Origin of the sequence: Pannonibacter phragmitetus DSM 14782 (assembly GCF_000382365.1) — a bacterium.
GTDB lineage: Bacteria > Pseudomonadota > Alphaproteobacteria > Rhizobiales > Stappiaceae > Pannonibacter > Pannonibacter phragmitetus.
The window spans coordinates 261,093-276,856 of sequence record NZ_KB908216.1 but is presented as its reverse complement, the minus strand read 5'-3'; the positions used below and the strand labels follow the sequence as shown (position 1 = coordinate 276,856).

Genomic DNA, 15,764 nt, shown 5'->3' with positions numbered 1-15,764 from the left:
GGAAGCCGGGCCTTACTGGCCGACTTTCGCGTTCCACTCCGCCAGCCAGGCGTCGCGGTTATCCAGAATGGTGGCGGAAGGCATTAGCTTCAGGGTCTCAGCCGTTTCCTCGCCGAAGGTGATGTTGTCGGCGATGGCCGGGGAAACGGTCACTTCCTTGTTGGCCGGGCTGTCGACCAGCTTTTCGGCAAGCTTGGTCTGCACTTCGGTGGAGAGCCAGTAGTCCATGAACTGCAGTGCCAGATCCTGGTTCTTGGAGCCTTTGGTCAGCACCATCACGTTCATGCCGCCGGTCTGTCCTTCATCCGGCATCGCCCATGCCAGCGGCAGGCCGAGCTTGGTGAAGGGCGCCCAGGAGAAGCGGCCAATGGGGGCAGCCCAGATCTCTTCCTGCTGCATCAGCTGCACCAGCTGGGAGGACTTGACGTAGAAGGTGACGATCTCGTCCTTCTTGGCGCCAACGGCCTCGATCGGGCCCTTCAGATCCGGCGTGTTGTTGCCGAGGGCTTCGCCCAGCATGTACAGCGCCGGCGGGCCCTGATTGGTGGTCACGTTCGGGAAGGCGACGTGGGAGACATATTCGTCCTTGAGCAGGTCGGCCCAGGAGCGGATGGTCATCTTGTCGGTGCGGTAGACGATCGACGTGGCATAGAAGGTGTAGCCAACGCTCATGCCGTCGCCATTCGGGTCCTTGGCGATGTCGTAGAGCTTGTCAAAGTTGGACAGCTTGGCGGTGTCGATCTTGTCGATCAGGCCCTTGCGGGAAGCGGCCAGCGCATCGGCCATGGAAACGACGGCCATATCCACCACCGGATTGGCCATGTTGGCTTCCATCTTGGCAAGACGCTCGACGCTGTTGCCGGTCTCCACCACCAGCTTGCAGCCGCATTTCTCTTCAAAGGGCGTGTAGAGCAGTTCCTTGAACTCGTCCTGCGCAAAGGCATAGACGGAGATCGTCAGGGTCTTTTCCTGGGCGGCGGCTGCGCCCATGGTCAGGGCAAGCGCGGTGGCCGCGCCGAGCATCCGTTTAACGGTCATTGGCTGTCTCCTGCTGGTGTCTGTTGTTGTTCTGCGGTTATGCGGGGGGATGGGCCGCAGGTCTGGCGGACCACCAGGCTCATGGGCACGCTGGGGCGGCTGGCGCGGGCAATGCCCGGGTCGCGCGGAGCAGTCCCCGTGTCCTGGCTTTCGATGAGGCGGAGGAGGGCCTGGATAGCCTCTTCCGCAATGGCGGGCATGTCCATCCGCACGCTGGTGATGGCCGGCGTGATGGCGGAGGACCAGATGAGATCGTCAAAGCCGGTAAGGCTGGCATCCTGCGGCACGCGCAGTCCTGCCTGCTGCAACTCGGTGAGGGCGCGCAGGGCCTGAAGATCGGAGAGGGCGGCAAAGGCGGTGAAGCCTTCCGCCACACGGGCTGCGAGCCCAAGGCTTGCACCCGGTCCATGCAGGGCTTCATGCGGTTCGATCCACAGCACCTCCACCCGCCGGTCCGGCCCGAGGGCGGAGCGGATGCCGCCCACCCGGTCGTTCTGCACGTTGGAGGCCGGATTGCTGCCTATGATCACCACGTCCCTGTGGCCGAGGGCGGCAAGATGGGCGCCGGCCAGCGCACCGCCCTGCCAATGATCGGCCGAAACCGTGTTGCCGGGGGTGGAGGGGCTGTCGATCACCGCAACCGGGCTGCCGGTGCTGATGATCCGCGTGCCCCGGCGCGGCACGATGATGATGCCATCCACGCCCCGGTCCTGAAGGCGGGTGATCGCCTGCGTCTGCATGGCCGCATCACCGCGCGAGTCGGCGATGAGCACGCCGTAGCCGGCAGCAGCGGCCGCATGCTCGATGGCCTGTGCGATCTGCGGGAACAGGGGATTGGCGATATCCGGCAGCACGAGGCCCAGAACCTGCGACCGGCCGGTGCGCAGCGCACGGCCTGCCTGACTGGGCATATAACCGAGTTCGGCCGCCTTCGTCCGGATCCGCTCAGCCAGCTCAGCCGAAACGCGGCCCTTGCCGGACAGCGCATTCGACACCGTCGCCGCGGAGACATCCAGCAGCGCGGCAATCTGGGTGAGGTTTGGCCGTGACCGGGGGGCGTTCATCCTGCGGGCACCTGATTAATCGTTTAATCCAAGTGCTAGATGAAGTTACTGCCGCTGTCGATGGCTTTTCCGGCTCAGAACGGTTCTTGCCTAAAAGAAATGCAACTTCATGTACCGCAATGGTTGCTTGCGGAGCGGGTGTACCGCTTCTGATCAGTGGTCGCCGGCGCAAAGGGCATGATTGCCGAGTGCACGCAGCACCTGACAGTCGGCCACCACATGATCGTGTCCGCAGGCGGCGACGATGCGCTTGAGTTCGGATTCCAGCCGCTTGAGGCGGGCAATCTTGTCCTGCACAGCCTTGAGTTGGGTTTCGGCAATCTCGTCGGCCCGGTTGCAGGGGGCCTCCGGGTGGGCGCTCAGCTCCAGCAGGTCACGGATGGCCTCCATCGGCAGACCGAGATCGCGGGCGTGGCGGATGAATTGCAGCCGCTCAAGATCCGGCTGGCCAAAGCGGCGCTGGTTGCCTTCCGTGCGCACTGGCTGCGGCAGCAGGCCTGCCTGCTCATAATAGCGGATGGTCGGAACCTTGACGCCGCTCAGCCGTGCCAGATCGCCAATCGAAAAATCCATTGCCGCTCTCCCCTCTTGCGCTTGCAAGGAGAAGTCTAGGAAGGCCCCGGAGCCTTCGCAAGAGGCTGGCTGCCTATCTGCGGCGTGTCAGCATATGGGTGGTGATCGTCTCCACCAGACGCGGATCATGAGGATCGGCAATCACGGTTGCTTCCATCCGCTGGTCCCCGAACATGCGCATATCGATGATGCGCATGCCATAGAAGCCCTTGAGTTCCACTCTCAGGCTGCCATCCGCCCTGTAGAAGGCCTCGGTCCAGCCCCATTTGCAGTCGCGGGGAATGCAGGAGGTGAAGGCGCGGGCGCGAATGAACACACGGTCGTCCTCGCAGCGGCTGGTGACCTCGATCTGCGTCAGCTCCCTTGGCTTTGCGCCACGGGTGACCCAAGTTCCATGTTCGGGAATCGGGCAATAGCTGCGCTGCTCCTGCGCTGTGGCGGGCACAACGGGCAGGATGAAAAGACCGGTCATGAGCGCCAGGGCGGCAAGGCCAGCTTTGAACATCACGTCCTCCTGTCCTCAGCCTGAAGCCTGCGCATTAACGTTGCGTTAACAGATTTGCAGGAAGGGGCACAGGGTGTGACGGGCAAAAGAAAAACCCCCGCTGGCAACGGGATCATCCCGTGTCAGTCAGGGGTCTTTTCATCCGGTTGTCCGGAGATGCCCTGCCAGATGTTTCCATCCGGCAGATAGGCAATTAGCGGCGCGGACCTGCGGCGGCCTTGCGCTTCGGACCTGCGATCAGGCCTTCGCGCTGGGCGAGCTTGCGCGCAGCCTTGCGGGCGCGGCGAACAGCTTCGGCCTTTTCACGGACGCGCTTTTCGGACGGCTTTTCGAAGGAGCGGCGCGCCTTCATCTCGCGCAGCACGCCCTCGCGCTGGAGCTTCTTCTTCAGGACGCGGAGCGCCTGCTCGATGTTGTTGTCGCGAACGAGTACCTGCAAGGTAAATCCTGACGTTGCCTGCGCCGCAGCACTCAAGTGAGGGCAGCAGGGGTTAGACCTAAAGCCATATGGCACGAGAAGTGGCGCAACCTAACAGGTTCCGCGCAAATTGCATCCCCCCGGGGGCAAAAAAATAGCACGAGAGCGAATTTTCTTTGCCTCAGGAGGCGAGCCGGCAATGAATCCGGTGCCTGAGCATGGGTCTTGACCGCAGTCTGACCCAAAAATGAAACCGGGCACCCTTTGGATGCCCGATCGCTTTTCTCTTGCAGAAGGATCCGGGCTGCTGCCGTGCTCAAAGGCTGGCGCAGCCTCAGATCCAGCCTGAAATCAGGCGATCTGCAGGTTGGCAGCGGCGCTGCGGCCCTGACGGTCGGTTTCCAGCTCGAAGCTGACCTTCTGACCTTCATTGAGGTGGCCGATGCCAGAACGCTCGACGGCACTGATGTGAACGAACACATCGCGCTCGCCGTTGTCCGGCTGGATGAAGCCGAAGCCCTTCTGGGTGTTGAAGAACTTTACGGTTCCAGTTTTCATGATGATAGTACCTTGCAAAAAGAGTCATACCCACCCCGCAGGACAGGCGTCGATACATCGCCGGATTTTTCGAAGAAAGATTTGGCGGGTCGATATCGTTGACACCGCAAACAGCCAAGTCAGGCCCAAAAAGACGATGACTTACTGTGACGGTAGAATGAGGCTTATGCAAGGCATTCTTTTATTTTATTTTCGCGGGTGAGCCTTGTCATAGGCCTCCAGCAGCCGTGCCGCATCCACTTCCGTATAAATCTGGGTGGTGGAAAGGCTTGCGTGGCCCAGAAGCTCCTGAATTGTACGCAGGTCCCCGCCCCCGGCCAGAAGGTGGGTTGCGAAGGAATGACGCAGGGCATGCGGCGTGGCGCTGTCCGGCAGGCCGAGCGCTCCACGAAGCTTTGCCATGGCCAGCTGGATCAGGCGCGGATTGAGCGGTCCGCCGCGTGCGCCAAAGAACAGCGGCCCGTTGGGCTCCGGCGTGTAGGGGCAGAGCTTGAGGTAGGCTTCCACCGCCTCGCAGACGACAGGCAGCACCGGCACCACCCGTTCCTTGCCACCCTTGCCCATGATGCGAAGGCTGCGCGTGCCTGTGCGCGGCGCATTGCGCCCGGTGATCGACAGGGCCTCGGAAATGCGCAACCCGCAGCCATAGAGCAGTGTCAGCACCGCAGCATTGCGTGCCTCGATCCAGGCCTCGCTCTCCATCGCCAGGTCACCGGAGGCAACGGCGGTGGCATCGGAGGCGGTGAGGGGTTTGGGCAGGGAGCGCGGCTGGCGCGGCGCGCGCACGGCACCGGCTGCCGCAGCATTCACCTCGCCCTTGCGTTCCAGAAAGCCGAGAAAGGACCGGATGCCGGCAAGGCCGCGCGCCAGCGAGCGGCTGCCCGTCCCGCCGGTGCGGCGGCGGGCCATGAAGGCGCGGAAGTCGGCAGGCTTCAAGTCCTGCACGTCCTTGAGATCCGGCGCCCCGCCCAGATGGCCTGTCAGAAACCGCAGGAACTGGCGCACGTCGCGTTCATAGGCAACCAGCGTCTTGTCCGCGAGGCGCCGCTCATCGCCCAGATGATCCAGCCATGCCCCAACGCGGGCGTTCAGCTCCGGTGTTGCGGTGACCAGCAGGGAATCAGTGTCGCTCATCGTGTAAGTCTACCGTGCCCAAGGGCAGCACCAAAGCGAAAGAGGCGGCCCCTGCCGGATGCCGCCTCCTGAAGATGTTGCGCTCGTGCCTCGGGATCAGGCCGTGGTGTCGACGCCGCCGGTCTGGCCGGCCTGCGGGGCTTCCTTGGGGCCGCCCTTGGACACGCCAACGAGGGCTGGGCGCAGCACGCGGTCACCGATGACGTAACCGGCCTGCACAACCTGCACGACGGTGTTGTTCGGCACTTCGGTGTTGGGCACTTCGAACATGGCCTGATGGAAGTTCGGATCGAACTTCTGGCCTGCCGGGTCCAGCTTCTTGACGCCGTGCTTGTCGAGCTGGTTCAGCAGCTCGCGCTCGGTCATTTCCACGCCTTCGATCAGGGCGGTCAGGCCGGCATCGGCGCTCTCGCGGGCGTCAGCGGGCAGGGCGTCCAGCGCGCGGCGCAGATTGTCAGACACGGTCAGGATGTCACGGGCAAAGCCGGTCACGGCATAGACGCGGGTGTCCTTGATTTCCTTTTCCGTGCGGCGGCGCAGGTTTTCCATTTCGGCCATGACGCGCAGCGCACGGTCCTTCAGCTCCGCGTTCTCCGCCTGGAGAGCCTCAATGGGATCGACGGTGGTCCCGGCCTCGGGCGCAGCGGCTGCTTCGTTTTCCGCTTCGGGGGTCTTGTTCTCGTCGGTCATCTGGGTTCCATCAATTGGGTCTGCGAATATGAAAACGCAGGCCGTTTCACCGTCAGGCAGGGCGTGTTTCCGCTGGGGAAACGTCTCACCCGATGCTTGCCCGTGGCTGAAAGCGGCCTGCGGCTGTCTTTATCCATTCCCGCCGCCGCTGCCAACCTCTGCGAGCAGTGGCATGGCGTGCGGCTGGAAAGGAAGCTGCGGGATCAGAGGGCGCTCTTGATCCAGTCGGACAGCTTGCTCTTGGGAGCTGCGCCAACCTGAACAGCCATCGGCTCGCCGTTCTTGAACATGACGAGCATCGGGATGGAGCGGACGCCATACTTGACGGCCATGGCCTGATTCTCGTCGATGTTGATCTTGGCGATCTTCACCTGGCCTGCCAGCTCTTCGGAAATTTCCTCCAGAGCCGGGGCAATCATCTTGCACGGACCGCACCACTCGGCCCAGAAATCAACCACGACCGGCTCGGACGACTTGAGGACGTCGGCATCGAAGCTGGCGTCGGTGACTGCTGTGGTAGCCATTTGCGTTCACTTTCCATGCGGTGGCCCCTAAAGCATCCAGCTTCACGGACTCACCTTGTTGCGTTGTCCCGAACGTAGGAAGGCGGACCCGTCCCGTCAAGTAATCCAGCCGCTCAGGCAACGGGCCTTCAAGCGATCTTGTCCGTGCTCTTGAGGCTGGCGAGCACTGTGTCCAGCGCATCTTCGGGGGCCATCATCAGCTTCGGCGCGCTGGTCCACAGCAGCGCGGCCGTCACCTTGCGGTCCGGATAGATGTCCGAAACCAGCCGCCGGTAGACGGCAAGCTGGGCAAGATAGTCCGGCGGAATGCCTGAAGCATCGGCCGGCACGTGCCGGTTGGTCTTGTAATCGGCAATCAGCACCTCGTCCGGGCGCACCACCAGCCGGTCGATCTGGCCGGATACAGAGGCCGTCACCCCGTCCGCCGTCACCATATGGCCGGAGATGGGCACTTCCGCCCGCCCGCCGGGGGCAAAGAGGGGGGCAAGATCCGGGTCTTCCAGAATGGCCATCACCTCGCCCAGCAGCTCGTCCTTGCGGGACGCAAAACGGGCGGGCAGGGAGGTTGCGACAAAGCGTTGCCCGGCAGCCGCGCGTTCGGCTTCAGGCAGATCCGGCAGCAGTTCCAGCAGCCGGTGCATGAGGCGGCCGCGCTCCAGCGGATAGGCTTCCGCCTGCCGGTGTGCTTCCAGCGCCGAAAGCCCGTCCGGCGCCTCGATGCCTTCCTTCGTCTCCATCGCGTCAAACACGCGGGAGGGCTGAAGCCGGGGCATGCGGGTGGGCGGCGTCACCGGGCGGGTCAGCCACTCCGGCACGGGGGCTGCGGGTTTTTCCGCTTCAGGCTCAGCATGGGCACTGTGCTTTTTCAAGGGAGCTGCCGGATCGGTGCCGGGCTTGCGCCACAGCCATGCGGTGACCGTGCCATCGGGGGCGGTCACTTCCTCGGCTTCCGGCTTCAGCGCGCTGGCGGCCAGATCATACCAGCAGCCCTCTTTGGGGCCCTTGGCAGGCTGCCAGCCGCAGACGATCAGCCGGTCCTCGGCGCGGGTCATGGCCACATAGAGCAGGCGCCGGTATTCTTCGGCAGCACTGGCGCGGAACTTGTCGATGGCCGCAGTCTGCCAGCCCATGCGCTCGGCCTTCACCGGCAGCCATACCAGCGCGGGGGCCTGTTCTGCGTCATCCTTCGGTTTGAAGGGCAGGAAGGACGGGTCGTGATGGCTGCTGACGGGGGCGTTGCACGGGTCCACCAGAATGACAATCGGCGCTTCCAGACCTTTGGAGCCGTGCACAGTCATGATGCGTACGAGTCCGGCGGCATTTGTCAGCTCGCGCTTGATCTCGGTGGGAGCAGCGGCAAGCCAGGCAAGAAAGCCTTCAAGGCCGGGAATGCCGGTCTGCTCATAGCCCATGGCCAGCGCGAGAAACTCATCCAGCACGTCATCCACTTCCGGCCCCATGCGCCCCCGGAAGGCACGCCGCCCGCCATCGACGGACAGAAGCCTTGCATAGAATTCGAAGGGCGGCATGAAGTCGGCCCGTGCGCGCCAGGCTTCCAGCTGCAGGCGCACACGGTCCCAGCGGTTGCCGTCTTCCGCCTTCTTCAGAAGGCCCTGCCACAGGGTGCCGGGGCGCAGCCGCTCCACCGGATCGCGGGCAATTTCCAGCAGGGCAGCGTCATCCAGGCCGAACAGCGGGCTTTTCAGCACGGCGGCCAGCGACAGGTCGTCTTCCGGCAGCAGCATGAAGCGGCCAAGGGCGACCAGATCCATCACTGCAATATGCTCGGTCAGCACCAGCCGGTCACTGCCCGCTGCAGGCACGCCCAGCCGTTTCATCTCCCGGTTCAGCGCTTCCACGAAGGGGCCGCGCTTGCGCACCAGGATCATCACGTCGCCGGGCCCAGCGGTGCCTTCGTCCATCCACCGGCGCAAAGTCGCGGCAATGCGCCTGGCCACCCGCAGCATGGGCGAGCCGGTGCCAAGATGATCCACCGGCAAGGTCCAGTCCTCCGGCTCCTCGCTCTCCAGCGGCTCTTCCAGCGGCCAGATTTCAACGAGCCCGGGATCGCGGCGGATCGCCTCATGCACCGGCGGCTTCACCTCCTGCGACAGGCCGGCATGGGCTTCGGCGGGCAGGAACACCCGGTCCACCGCGCCCAGCACATCAGGGGTCGAGCGGAAGGACAGCTGCAGCTCCACCGGATGGAACGGCTGGTCCGCCTGCCCGGCGCGCTTGTCGAAATAGCGGCGCATTTCGTCGAAATAGGCGGGCACGGCGCCTTGAAAGGAATAGATCGACTGCTTCTCGTCGCCCACGGCGAAGATGGTGCGCGGGCCGCGTCGTGCGCCTTCGCCGGAGAAGAACTCTTCCGCCAGCGAGCGGATCACCTGCCACTGCCGGGGGCTGGTGTCCTGCGCCTCGTCCACCAGAATGTGGTCAAGACCCTGATCCAGTTTGAACTGTACCCACTGGGCCGCGTCGCTGTTGGCCAGAAGATTGGCGGCGCGCACGACGAGATCTTCGAAATCCAGTAACCCGCGCCGCGCCTTGCCTGCCTCGTAATGGCCGATCACCCCGTCGGCGAGGCGGAAGATGGCGGCGGTGCCTTCCAGCGTGACAATCGCCCGGCGCTTGTCCAGCAGGGCCACAAGCCGGGCCTGCTCGGCCTGCATGTCCTCTGCCACTTGCGGAAACTGCTTGGTGACGCCAGCCGTGCACAGGCGCTTGGCCGGTTCCATGGCCTGCGTGAAGAACACCCGCAGCCAGTTGTGGCGGAAGGTGGCGGGATCGCCGCCGGGCTTCAGTCCTTCGGTGGCAGCGGCCAGAAGGTCCGCCTTCTCACCGTCGGTTTTGGTGCCCAGCCGCAGCGCTTCGGCAACGGCCAGCGGATCGCGGATGAGGCGGCCTTCCAGAAGCTCCTTGTCCAGCGCCTCGAGACTTGCGCCCGGCTCCAGCCCGAAATCCCGCGCAAGGCTTTCGAGCGCGGCGTCCAGATCTCCGGCACTGACGATCCAGTTGCGCAAGGCATCGCGCCGGTTGATTGCCTCGGCCAGAACCTCCTCGACAGCCGCATCCGGCATCAGCCCGATCAGCCGTTGCAAGGCCGCGCCCAGCGGGCTTTCCGGCTCGGTCTCTGCCGCATGCAGCACGTAGGCGCGCGCTTCTGCCATCAGCTCTGCCGCCAGCCGGTCGTCCAGCACGGAGAAATGCCCGGCCACATTGGCTTCCAGCGGAAACTGGTGCAGCAGCGCCTCGCAGAAGGCGTGGATGGTCTGGATTTTCAGCCCGCCCGGTGTTTCCAGCGCCCGCGCAAACAGCCGCCGCGCCCCGGCAAGCCGGGCGCGGGACGGGGGCGTTCCGTCGATGGCTGCAATTTCCTTTGCCAGATCATCATCGCTCAGCGCGATCCATTGGCCGAGGATCTTGAACACACGGGTTGCCATCTCCGCAGCGGCCGCCTTTGTGAAGGTGAGGCACAGAATGCGCGAGGGATCGGTGCCATCCAGCAGCTGGCGCACCACCCGGCGGGAGAGAACGAAGGTCTTGCCCGAGCCTGCATTGGCGCTCACCCAGGCCGAGGCATGGGGCCGTGAGGCAAGGTCCTGCCGCTGCAGCGTTGCAAGGGGGATCTGCGGCCCGCTCATTCGCTGTCCTCCGAACCGCTGGCCCATTCCTTCACGCGGGCAAGGTGATCATAGGGGCCGTTGAGGTCGCGCTCCTTCTCCACCCTTGCACGGGAGAGATAGCCGCGCCCCTCGTCCTGATAGGCGGCCACCAGCTGTTCCAGACGCTTCCAGGCGTCTTCGGCCAGTTCCTCGATGGTGCGGTCCTTCGGCTGGCGTGATTCCACCTTCAGCGCCGTGCGCCCGCCTTTCAATTCGATGTAGAGCATATCGGACACCGGATCGCCCGCAGGCACGCTGCCGAAGCCGCCGCGCCGGATCATGGCCACTTCCAGCGGCAGCTGCGGCGACAGCAGCGCCTCCACCTGCTTGATGCTGGGCACAGCGCCGGTCTTGTAGTCGATCACCGCCAGCGTGCCGTCCTGCATCAGGTCGATGCGGTCAGCGCGGCCCGTCAGCCGGAATTCGGCACCCGGCAGGGTCAACTCGACGCCGCCTGAAATTTCGAGGAAGCGCTGGCGGATGGAGGGTTCCCGTTGGCGTTCAAAGGCCACGAATTCCTCGGCAATGCGCAGGAAGCGCGGCCACCACAGGGCGCGGATGGCGGGGAAGGCATCAAGCGGGGCAAACAGCTCCGCGCCGATCTCCACCAGCCGCGCCACGGCCTTGTGGTCCAGATCACCATGCCATTCGGACAGGAACAGCGCCAGCGCGTCATGGATGATCGAGCCTTTGTCGGCGAGCGTCGGCGAGCCGCCGATGGGGTCCACGGGTTCCAGACCGAGAATGCGGCGGGCGAAGATGGCGTAAGGATCACGCACCAGCCGTTCGACTTCGGTAACGGACAGGCGCACCGGCCTTGCGCTCAACGGCGGCTTCGGAGCGGGCCGCTCCGCCGGGGTGACGGGCCCTTGGGCAAGGTCGAGGAGGCCGGCGAGCTCCGTCCAGCGCCGCCCGCGTTCCAGCAAGGCAGCTTCTGCTTCAGGTCCGGCCAGTGTCAGCAGCCTTTGCAGCCAGCGTGAGGTGACGGTGGGTGCGCCATCGGCACGGCTGGCGCGGGAGAGGATCACCCGGCGTGCGCCCAGCCCTTGCACGAAGTCATGGGCGCCAGCCCCAATGCGCCGCTCCGGCGGCTCCAGCCCCATGTCACGCTTCATCGGGCGGTTCAGCCAGGGATCGTTGCGGGTGCGCTGCGGCCAGATGCCTTCGTTGAGCCCGCCGAGAATGACCAGATCGGGCCGCTGCAGGCGCGCTTCCATGGGGCCGAGGATCTGCACCCGCGGATCGCCCGGCAGGCGCCGTCGCACGGCGGTTCCGGCAATCAGCGCGGCGAAGACGGAAGGCCATTCGCGGGCAGGCACAGCAAGGCCCGCACGGCTGCTGTCCATCAGCCCGGTCAGCATCAGCGCCAGCGCATTGCCTGTCTCGCCCCGGTAAAGCTCTGCATCCGAGCCGGCGGGGTCGCCAGCAATCTGTTGCAGCACCTTGGCATGGGCACGGGCGAGTTCATCGACGGGAACGGGCTCCTTCCGCTCCAGCAGGCATTCCAGCGGCTCCAGCGCCGTAATCAGCCGGTTGGCAAGATCGCTGACTGCGGCCCAGTCTTCTTCCACCAGCTTCTTCCAGCGGGGCGTATGGGCATCTTCGGCAGCAAGGCGCGCGGCGGCAATCGCATCAGGCAGTCCACGAGAGCCGAATTTCGGTGCAGGCCCGCGAAGCACGCCGCGTTCCAGCGAGCGGGCGGCAGAGCGGATGTCTTTTGTTTCCAGTCCGAGGCGCGCCAGCGGATGTTTCAGCAGGGCCAGCAGATCCAGCGGCGCGCAGCCTTCGAGCGCGAGGCGTGCGGCCAGCATGGCCAGCACGGCGGGCGGCGTCTGGTCGAGCGGGCGTCCGGCGCTGTCATCCACGGTGATGTTCCAGCGGCCCAGCTCTTCCGCCACGCGGCGGGCGAGCAGGCGGTCGGGGGAAACGAGCGCTGCCGTCCCGCCGCGCTCCACTGCCTCGCGCAGGGCAATGGCGAGGCTGAGGGCTTCTTCCGCCTCGTTGCGGGCAATCACCAGCTCCACCCCGTCAAGCGCGGCCTTGCGTTCTTCCGCCGGGGTCTGCTGCAGGAAAGAGGTCCATTCGTCGGTGGTCGAGGCCGGGCGCAGGGCCTCGCTCACCAGCGCCTCGCGGGCGGCCAGCTGCGGTGTTTCCGGCAGGCAAAGCTGCACCACCTTGCGCCGGTCCACGCCCAGCCGGTCGAGCAGCTGCTTCAGGCCATATTGCGGATGCCCGTTGGCGCTGGGCTCATCCTGCGGCAAAGCCTTGCCTGCTGCAGTCACCCGCCGCTGCGGGGCGCGGCCAAGGGCGGACCAGGACGCATCATCCATGCGCATGTCCAGCCCCGGCAGCACGATGGCGCCCTGCGGCAGGTCTGCAATGGCTTTCAGCAGCTCGGCTGTGGCGGGCACGGTACCGGTCGATCCGGCGGCGATGACGGGGCCCTTGGGCGGGTTGAGCCGCAGGCGCTCCGCTTCACGCCGGATCAGCGCCGACCGGCGGGCCTTGGGGTCCATGGCGCCGCATTCGGCGAGATAAGCAGGCCAGGCAAGGCGCACGATATCAAGGAATTCGAGCGTCACCTGCCAGTAGCGGGCGTGATCCTCCGGCACGAGGCTGGCGAGCGCCGACCAGTCGGCTTCCTCGGTTTCCAGCTCGTCCATCAGGGTGATGAGGTCACCGGCCAGCCATGCGGCATCGGCGGCGGAAGCAGGAAGGCCCAGCGGCTCGTCCTCGCCAAGGGCCAGAACCTGACGGCGCAGCGCCGCCTTCCAGCCCATCACCAGCCGCGTCATCGCCAGCTTGCGCTCCAGCGGCGGCAGTTCCGGCGGCAGCGCCTCTCCATCGCCGGGGACGGAGAGAAGCTGCAGGTCCTCATCCGCATCGCCCAGCGGGCGGATGCGCGGCAGCAGCACGGGCCGGCCGCCGAACATTTCCTGCACCAGCGCGGGCAGGGCACGGGCGGCACGGCGGGTTGGCAGATAGAGGGTCACATCGGAGAGCAGCAGCGGATCATCCAGCGGGCGGAAGCCCTCGATCAGCCGCCCGTCCACCAGCGCTGCGATCAGCTCCCGGGAAAAATCCGCCGAGGGCGGAATGGAGAAAATCCGCGCTGCCATCAGTCCTGCCTGCCGTCTGGATCGGGTTTCAGTCCGCGCTTTCGCGCACGGCGAGTTCCGCCTCGGCAATGGCTTCCGGCGTGCCGATATGCAGCCAGATGCCTTCCATCAGCGTGCCGTGCAGGCGCCCGGCCTCGATGGCCCGGTCAAACAGCACGTTGAGCGAGAACTTGCCCTCCGGCGCATCGCGGAAGAGGCGCGGATGCAGGATGGCCGCGCCTGCATAGGCAAATGGCGCCACCGAACGCTCCGGACGGCGCTCCAGAATGCCGTTCGGATCCATCAGGAAATCGCCACGCCCGTGATAACCGGCGCTGTTCACCATGTCGGACACCAGCAGCAGCGCATCCATGCGCTCCGGGTCAAAAGCCTCGATCAGGTGTTCCAGATTGGGCTTCACGCCTTCCACCCAATAGGCGGTGTCGGCATTCAGCACGAAGAACGGGTCATCGCCCAGCAGTGGCAGGGCCTTGGTAATGCCGCCGCCGGTTTCCAGCAGGGCCTCGCGCTCGTCGGAAATGATGATCTCAAGGTCCTTGCGGCGGCGGGCATGCACTTCCACCAGATCGGCAAGGTAATGCACGTTGACGACGCAGCACTTTACCCCGGCAGCCGCCAGCTTGTCCATGCCATGGTCCATCAGCGCCTTGCCGTTCACCTCGATCAGGGGCTTGGGTGTTGTCGCTGTGATCGGGCGCATGCGCTTGCCAAGCCCGGCAGCCAGGATCATTGCGCTATGGGGACGGAAAACGCCGTTCGTCATGAGAAACCTGCAAACTGCTCCGGTTGAAATCACCTGCCGGAGATAGGAAGTGCCGAAGCCTCCGGCAAGCCGGGGCCCTTCGCCTAGCAGTGCCTGCTTCGCGCCCTCAAGGCAAGTGCGGCTAGGTGCTGCACGGGCCTAGCCAACCCGCGCGCGGAACCAGCCGGCAAGTTCCGCCAGTGCCGGATGGGTGAGGGTGCGGTCGAGATAGTCCGTCATGCGCGGCATGTGGGCCATGTAGTGTGGCTTGCCATAGGCATATTTCAGCCGCACGAAGGCGCCGAGGATCTTGGCGATGCGCTGCGCGCCCATGACGGCATAGGCGGCCCGGAACAGCTCTTCGTCGAAGCCCGCATCCTGCGCCTTGCGGCGGGCGAGATAGCCGGTCAGCAACTCCTCTTCCAGCGCGCGCGGGATATCCACCCTTGCATCGAGCAGCAGGGAGGCAAGGTCATAGGCGACGGGGCCGATGACGCAATCCTGATAGTCGATGAGACCCAGCTTCGCGTGCCCCTCGCGCCTGTCCAGCCACAGGATGTTGGGAGAGTGATAGTCCCGCATCACCCAGCCGGTCTGCGCATCCCTGATCCGGGCAAAGGCCGTCTGCCACAGGGCGCGGTATTCCGCCCGCTCCTGCGTATCCGGCGCTGCGGGCAGGGTAGCGGGATCAGCTCCAGCGCGCCAGGGCACATACCATTCCAGAAAGAGATCGGCCTCCGTCAGCAGGGCATTTTCCGAATAGGCCGGGATGATGTGGCGGGCCAGAAGGGCTCCGTCCATGCCGGTCACGGGCAGATCCTGCGGCCAGTCCGTGTCCGCATGCATGTCCGCCAGCAGCTGCGCGGCGGCGGCGTAGCGCTCCGCGATGGGGTGCCTGTCCGGCGTGATGATGCCTTCGCTGCCAAGGTTCTCCTGCAGCAGCAGGCCCGCCTCCCGGTCGATGGCGTAAAGCTCCGGCGCGCTGTAGCCGCGCCGCCGCAATTCACCCGTCAGTGCGATGAAGGCATCGACGGTGCGGGCGCGGTGCACGGTCTCGCTGTAGCTGGGCACCTCGCCCGGCTTCGCTATGTCATAGGCGGCGGGAGAGTTCATCAGCACTGCCGATTTCTGCGGCGTGCGGATCACTTCATAGGCCCGCGCCGAGGCATCTCCGGTCAGATAGCGCCGCTCTGCGCCACTAAAACCTGCCTCCTCCGCCAGCGCCCGGATACGCTGCGTCCGCGCCAGCCGCTGCGTCCAGCGGCTTTCTGCGGCAGGGCTGGCAAATGAGAAAGTCACCGCACGGGCGTCATTGTCGCCGGAATGGGCGATGGACAGGATCAGCCGGCTGGCGGGAAGGAAACGGCCGGCCTTTTCCGGCCATTCGATCAGCGCCGCGCCCGTGGCCGTCAGATCCTCCAGCCCCAGTTCTTCCAGTTCCTCCGGCTCTTCCAGCCGGTAAAGATCGAGATGGGAGATGGTCAGCCGCTCCAGATCGTAGCTCTGGACGAGGGTGAAGGTGGGGCTCGGCACTTCCAGCGCAGGGTCGCCGGCAAAGGCGCGCAGCAGGGCGCGGCTGAAGGTGGATTTGCCCGCACCCAGATCTCCGCTGAGCGCAATCACATCGCCGGAGCCAAGGATGGCGGCGATGTCTTCGGCCAGCCGCACCATGGCGGCTTCATCCGGGATGGTGAGGTTGAGCGTGGGGGAGAGCGGGTGCGCGGGGCTCAT

At 65.3% G+C, this 15,764-nt stretch carries 13 protein-coding genes; all 13 read right to left on the bottom strand.

Translation table 11 applies throughout. The features are described from left to right. Positions 1-12 precede the first annotated feature (12 nt). Positions 13-1,038 (bottom strand): ABC transporter substrate-binding protein, encoded by a 1,026-nt coding sequence (locus tag H163_RS0106230; protein ID WP_026355514.1) that lies wholly within the window; start codon positions 1,036-1,038, stop codon positions 13-15. After that, a complete protein-coding gene (locus tag H163_RS0106225) occupies positions 1,035-2,102 on the bottom strand; it encodes a LacI family DNA-binding transcriptional regulator (RefSeq protein ID WP_019963696.1) in 1,068 nt (355 codons plus the stop codon). The genes H163_RS0106230 and H163_RS0106225 overlap by 4 nt, the downstream gene beginning before the upstream one ends. Positions 2,103-2,255: 153 nt before the next feature. Further along, complete coding sequence (locus H163_RS0106220; RefSeq protein WP_019963695.1) at positions 2,256-2,675, bottom strand: MerR family transcriptional regulator; 420 nt, start codon at positions 2,673-2,675, stop codon at positions 2,256-2,258. Between the two features lie 73 nt (positions 2,676-2,748). After that, on the bottom strand, positions 2,749-3,180 hold the full coding sequence (locus H163_RS0106215) for a hypothetical protein (protein WP_019963694.1): 432 nt from the start codon (positions 3,178-3,180) through the stop codon (positions 2,749-2,751). Positions 3,181-3,373: 193 nt separating this feature from the next. Further along, a complete protein-coding gene (rpsU, locus tag H163_RS0106210; RefSeq protein ID WP_019963693.1) occupies positions 3,374-3,619 on the bottom strand; it encodes a 30S ribosomal protein S21 in 246 nt (81 codons plus the stop codon). Between the two features lie 330 nt (positions 3,620-3,949). Then, positions 3,950-4,156 carry a cold-shock protein gene (locus tag H163_RS0106205; RefSeq protein WP_019963692.1) on the bottom strand — a complete coding sequence of 69 codons (207 nt, stop codon included), beginning with the start codon at positions 4,154-4,156 and terminating at the stop codon, positions 3,950-3,952. A gap of 186 nt (positions 4,157-4,342) precedes the next feature. Next, positions 4,343-5,290, bottom strand: coding sequence for a tyrosine recombinase XerC (locus H163_RS0106200; protein WP_019963691.1), 948 nt, complete (start codon positions 5,288-5,290; stop codon positions 4,343-4,345). A gap of 96 nt (positions 5,291-5,386) precedes the next feature. Continuing rightward, positions 5,387-5,980: a nucleotide exchange factor GrpE gene (gene grpE / locus H163_RS0106195; RefSeq protein WP_019963690.1), complete on the bottom strand. Its 594-nt coding sequence runs from the start codon at positions 5,978-5,980 to the stop codon at positions 5,387-5,389. 203 nt (positions 5,981-6,183) lie between these two features. Continuing rightward, positions 6,184-6,504 (bottom strand): thioredoxin, encoded by a 321-nt coding sequence (trxA, locus tag H163_RS0106190; protein WP_019963689.1) that lies wholly within the window; start codon positions 6,502-6,504, stop codon positions 6,184-6,186. 128 nt (positions 6,505-6,632) lie between these two features. Next, on the bottom strand, positions 6,633-10,151 hold the full coding sequence (gene addA / locus H163_RS22295; RefSeq protein ID WP_019963688.1) for a double-strand break repair helicase AddA: 3,519 nt from the start codon (positions 10,149-10,151) through the stop codon (positions 6,633-6,635). Next, positions 10,148-13,291, bottom strand: a complete 3,144-nt coding sequence (gene addB / locus H163_RS0106180) for a double-strand break repair protein AddB (RefSeq protein WP_019963687.1) — start codon at positions 13,289-13,291, stop codon at positions 10,148-10,150. The genes addA and addB overlap by 4 nt, the downstream gene beginning before the upstream one ends. 28 nt (positions 13,292-13,319) lie before the next feature. Further along, entirely contained in the window at positions 13,320-14,054 is a 735-nt protein-coding gene (locus H163_RS0106175) for a nucleotidyltransferase family protein (RefSeq protein ID WP_026355513.1), read from the bottom strand. 138 nt (positions 14,055-14,192) lie between these two features. Then, positions 14,193-15,764 carry a bifunctional tRNA (adenosine(37)-N6)-threonylcarbamoyltransferase complex ATPase subunit type 1 TsaE/phosphotransferase gene (locus tag H163_RS0106170; protein WP_019963685.1) on the bottom strand — a complete coding sequence of 524 codons (1,572 nt, stop codon included), beginning with the start codon at positions 15,762-15,764 and terminating at the stop codon, positions 14,193-14,195.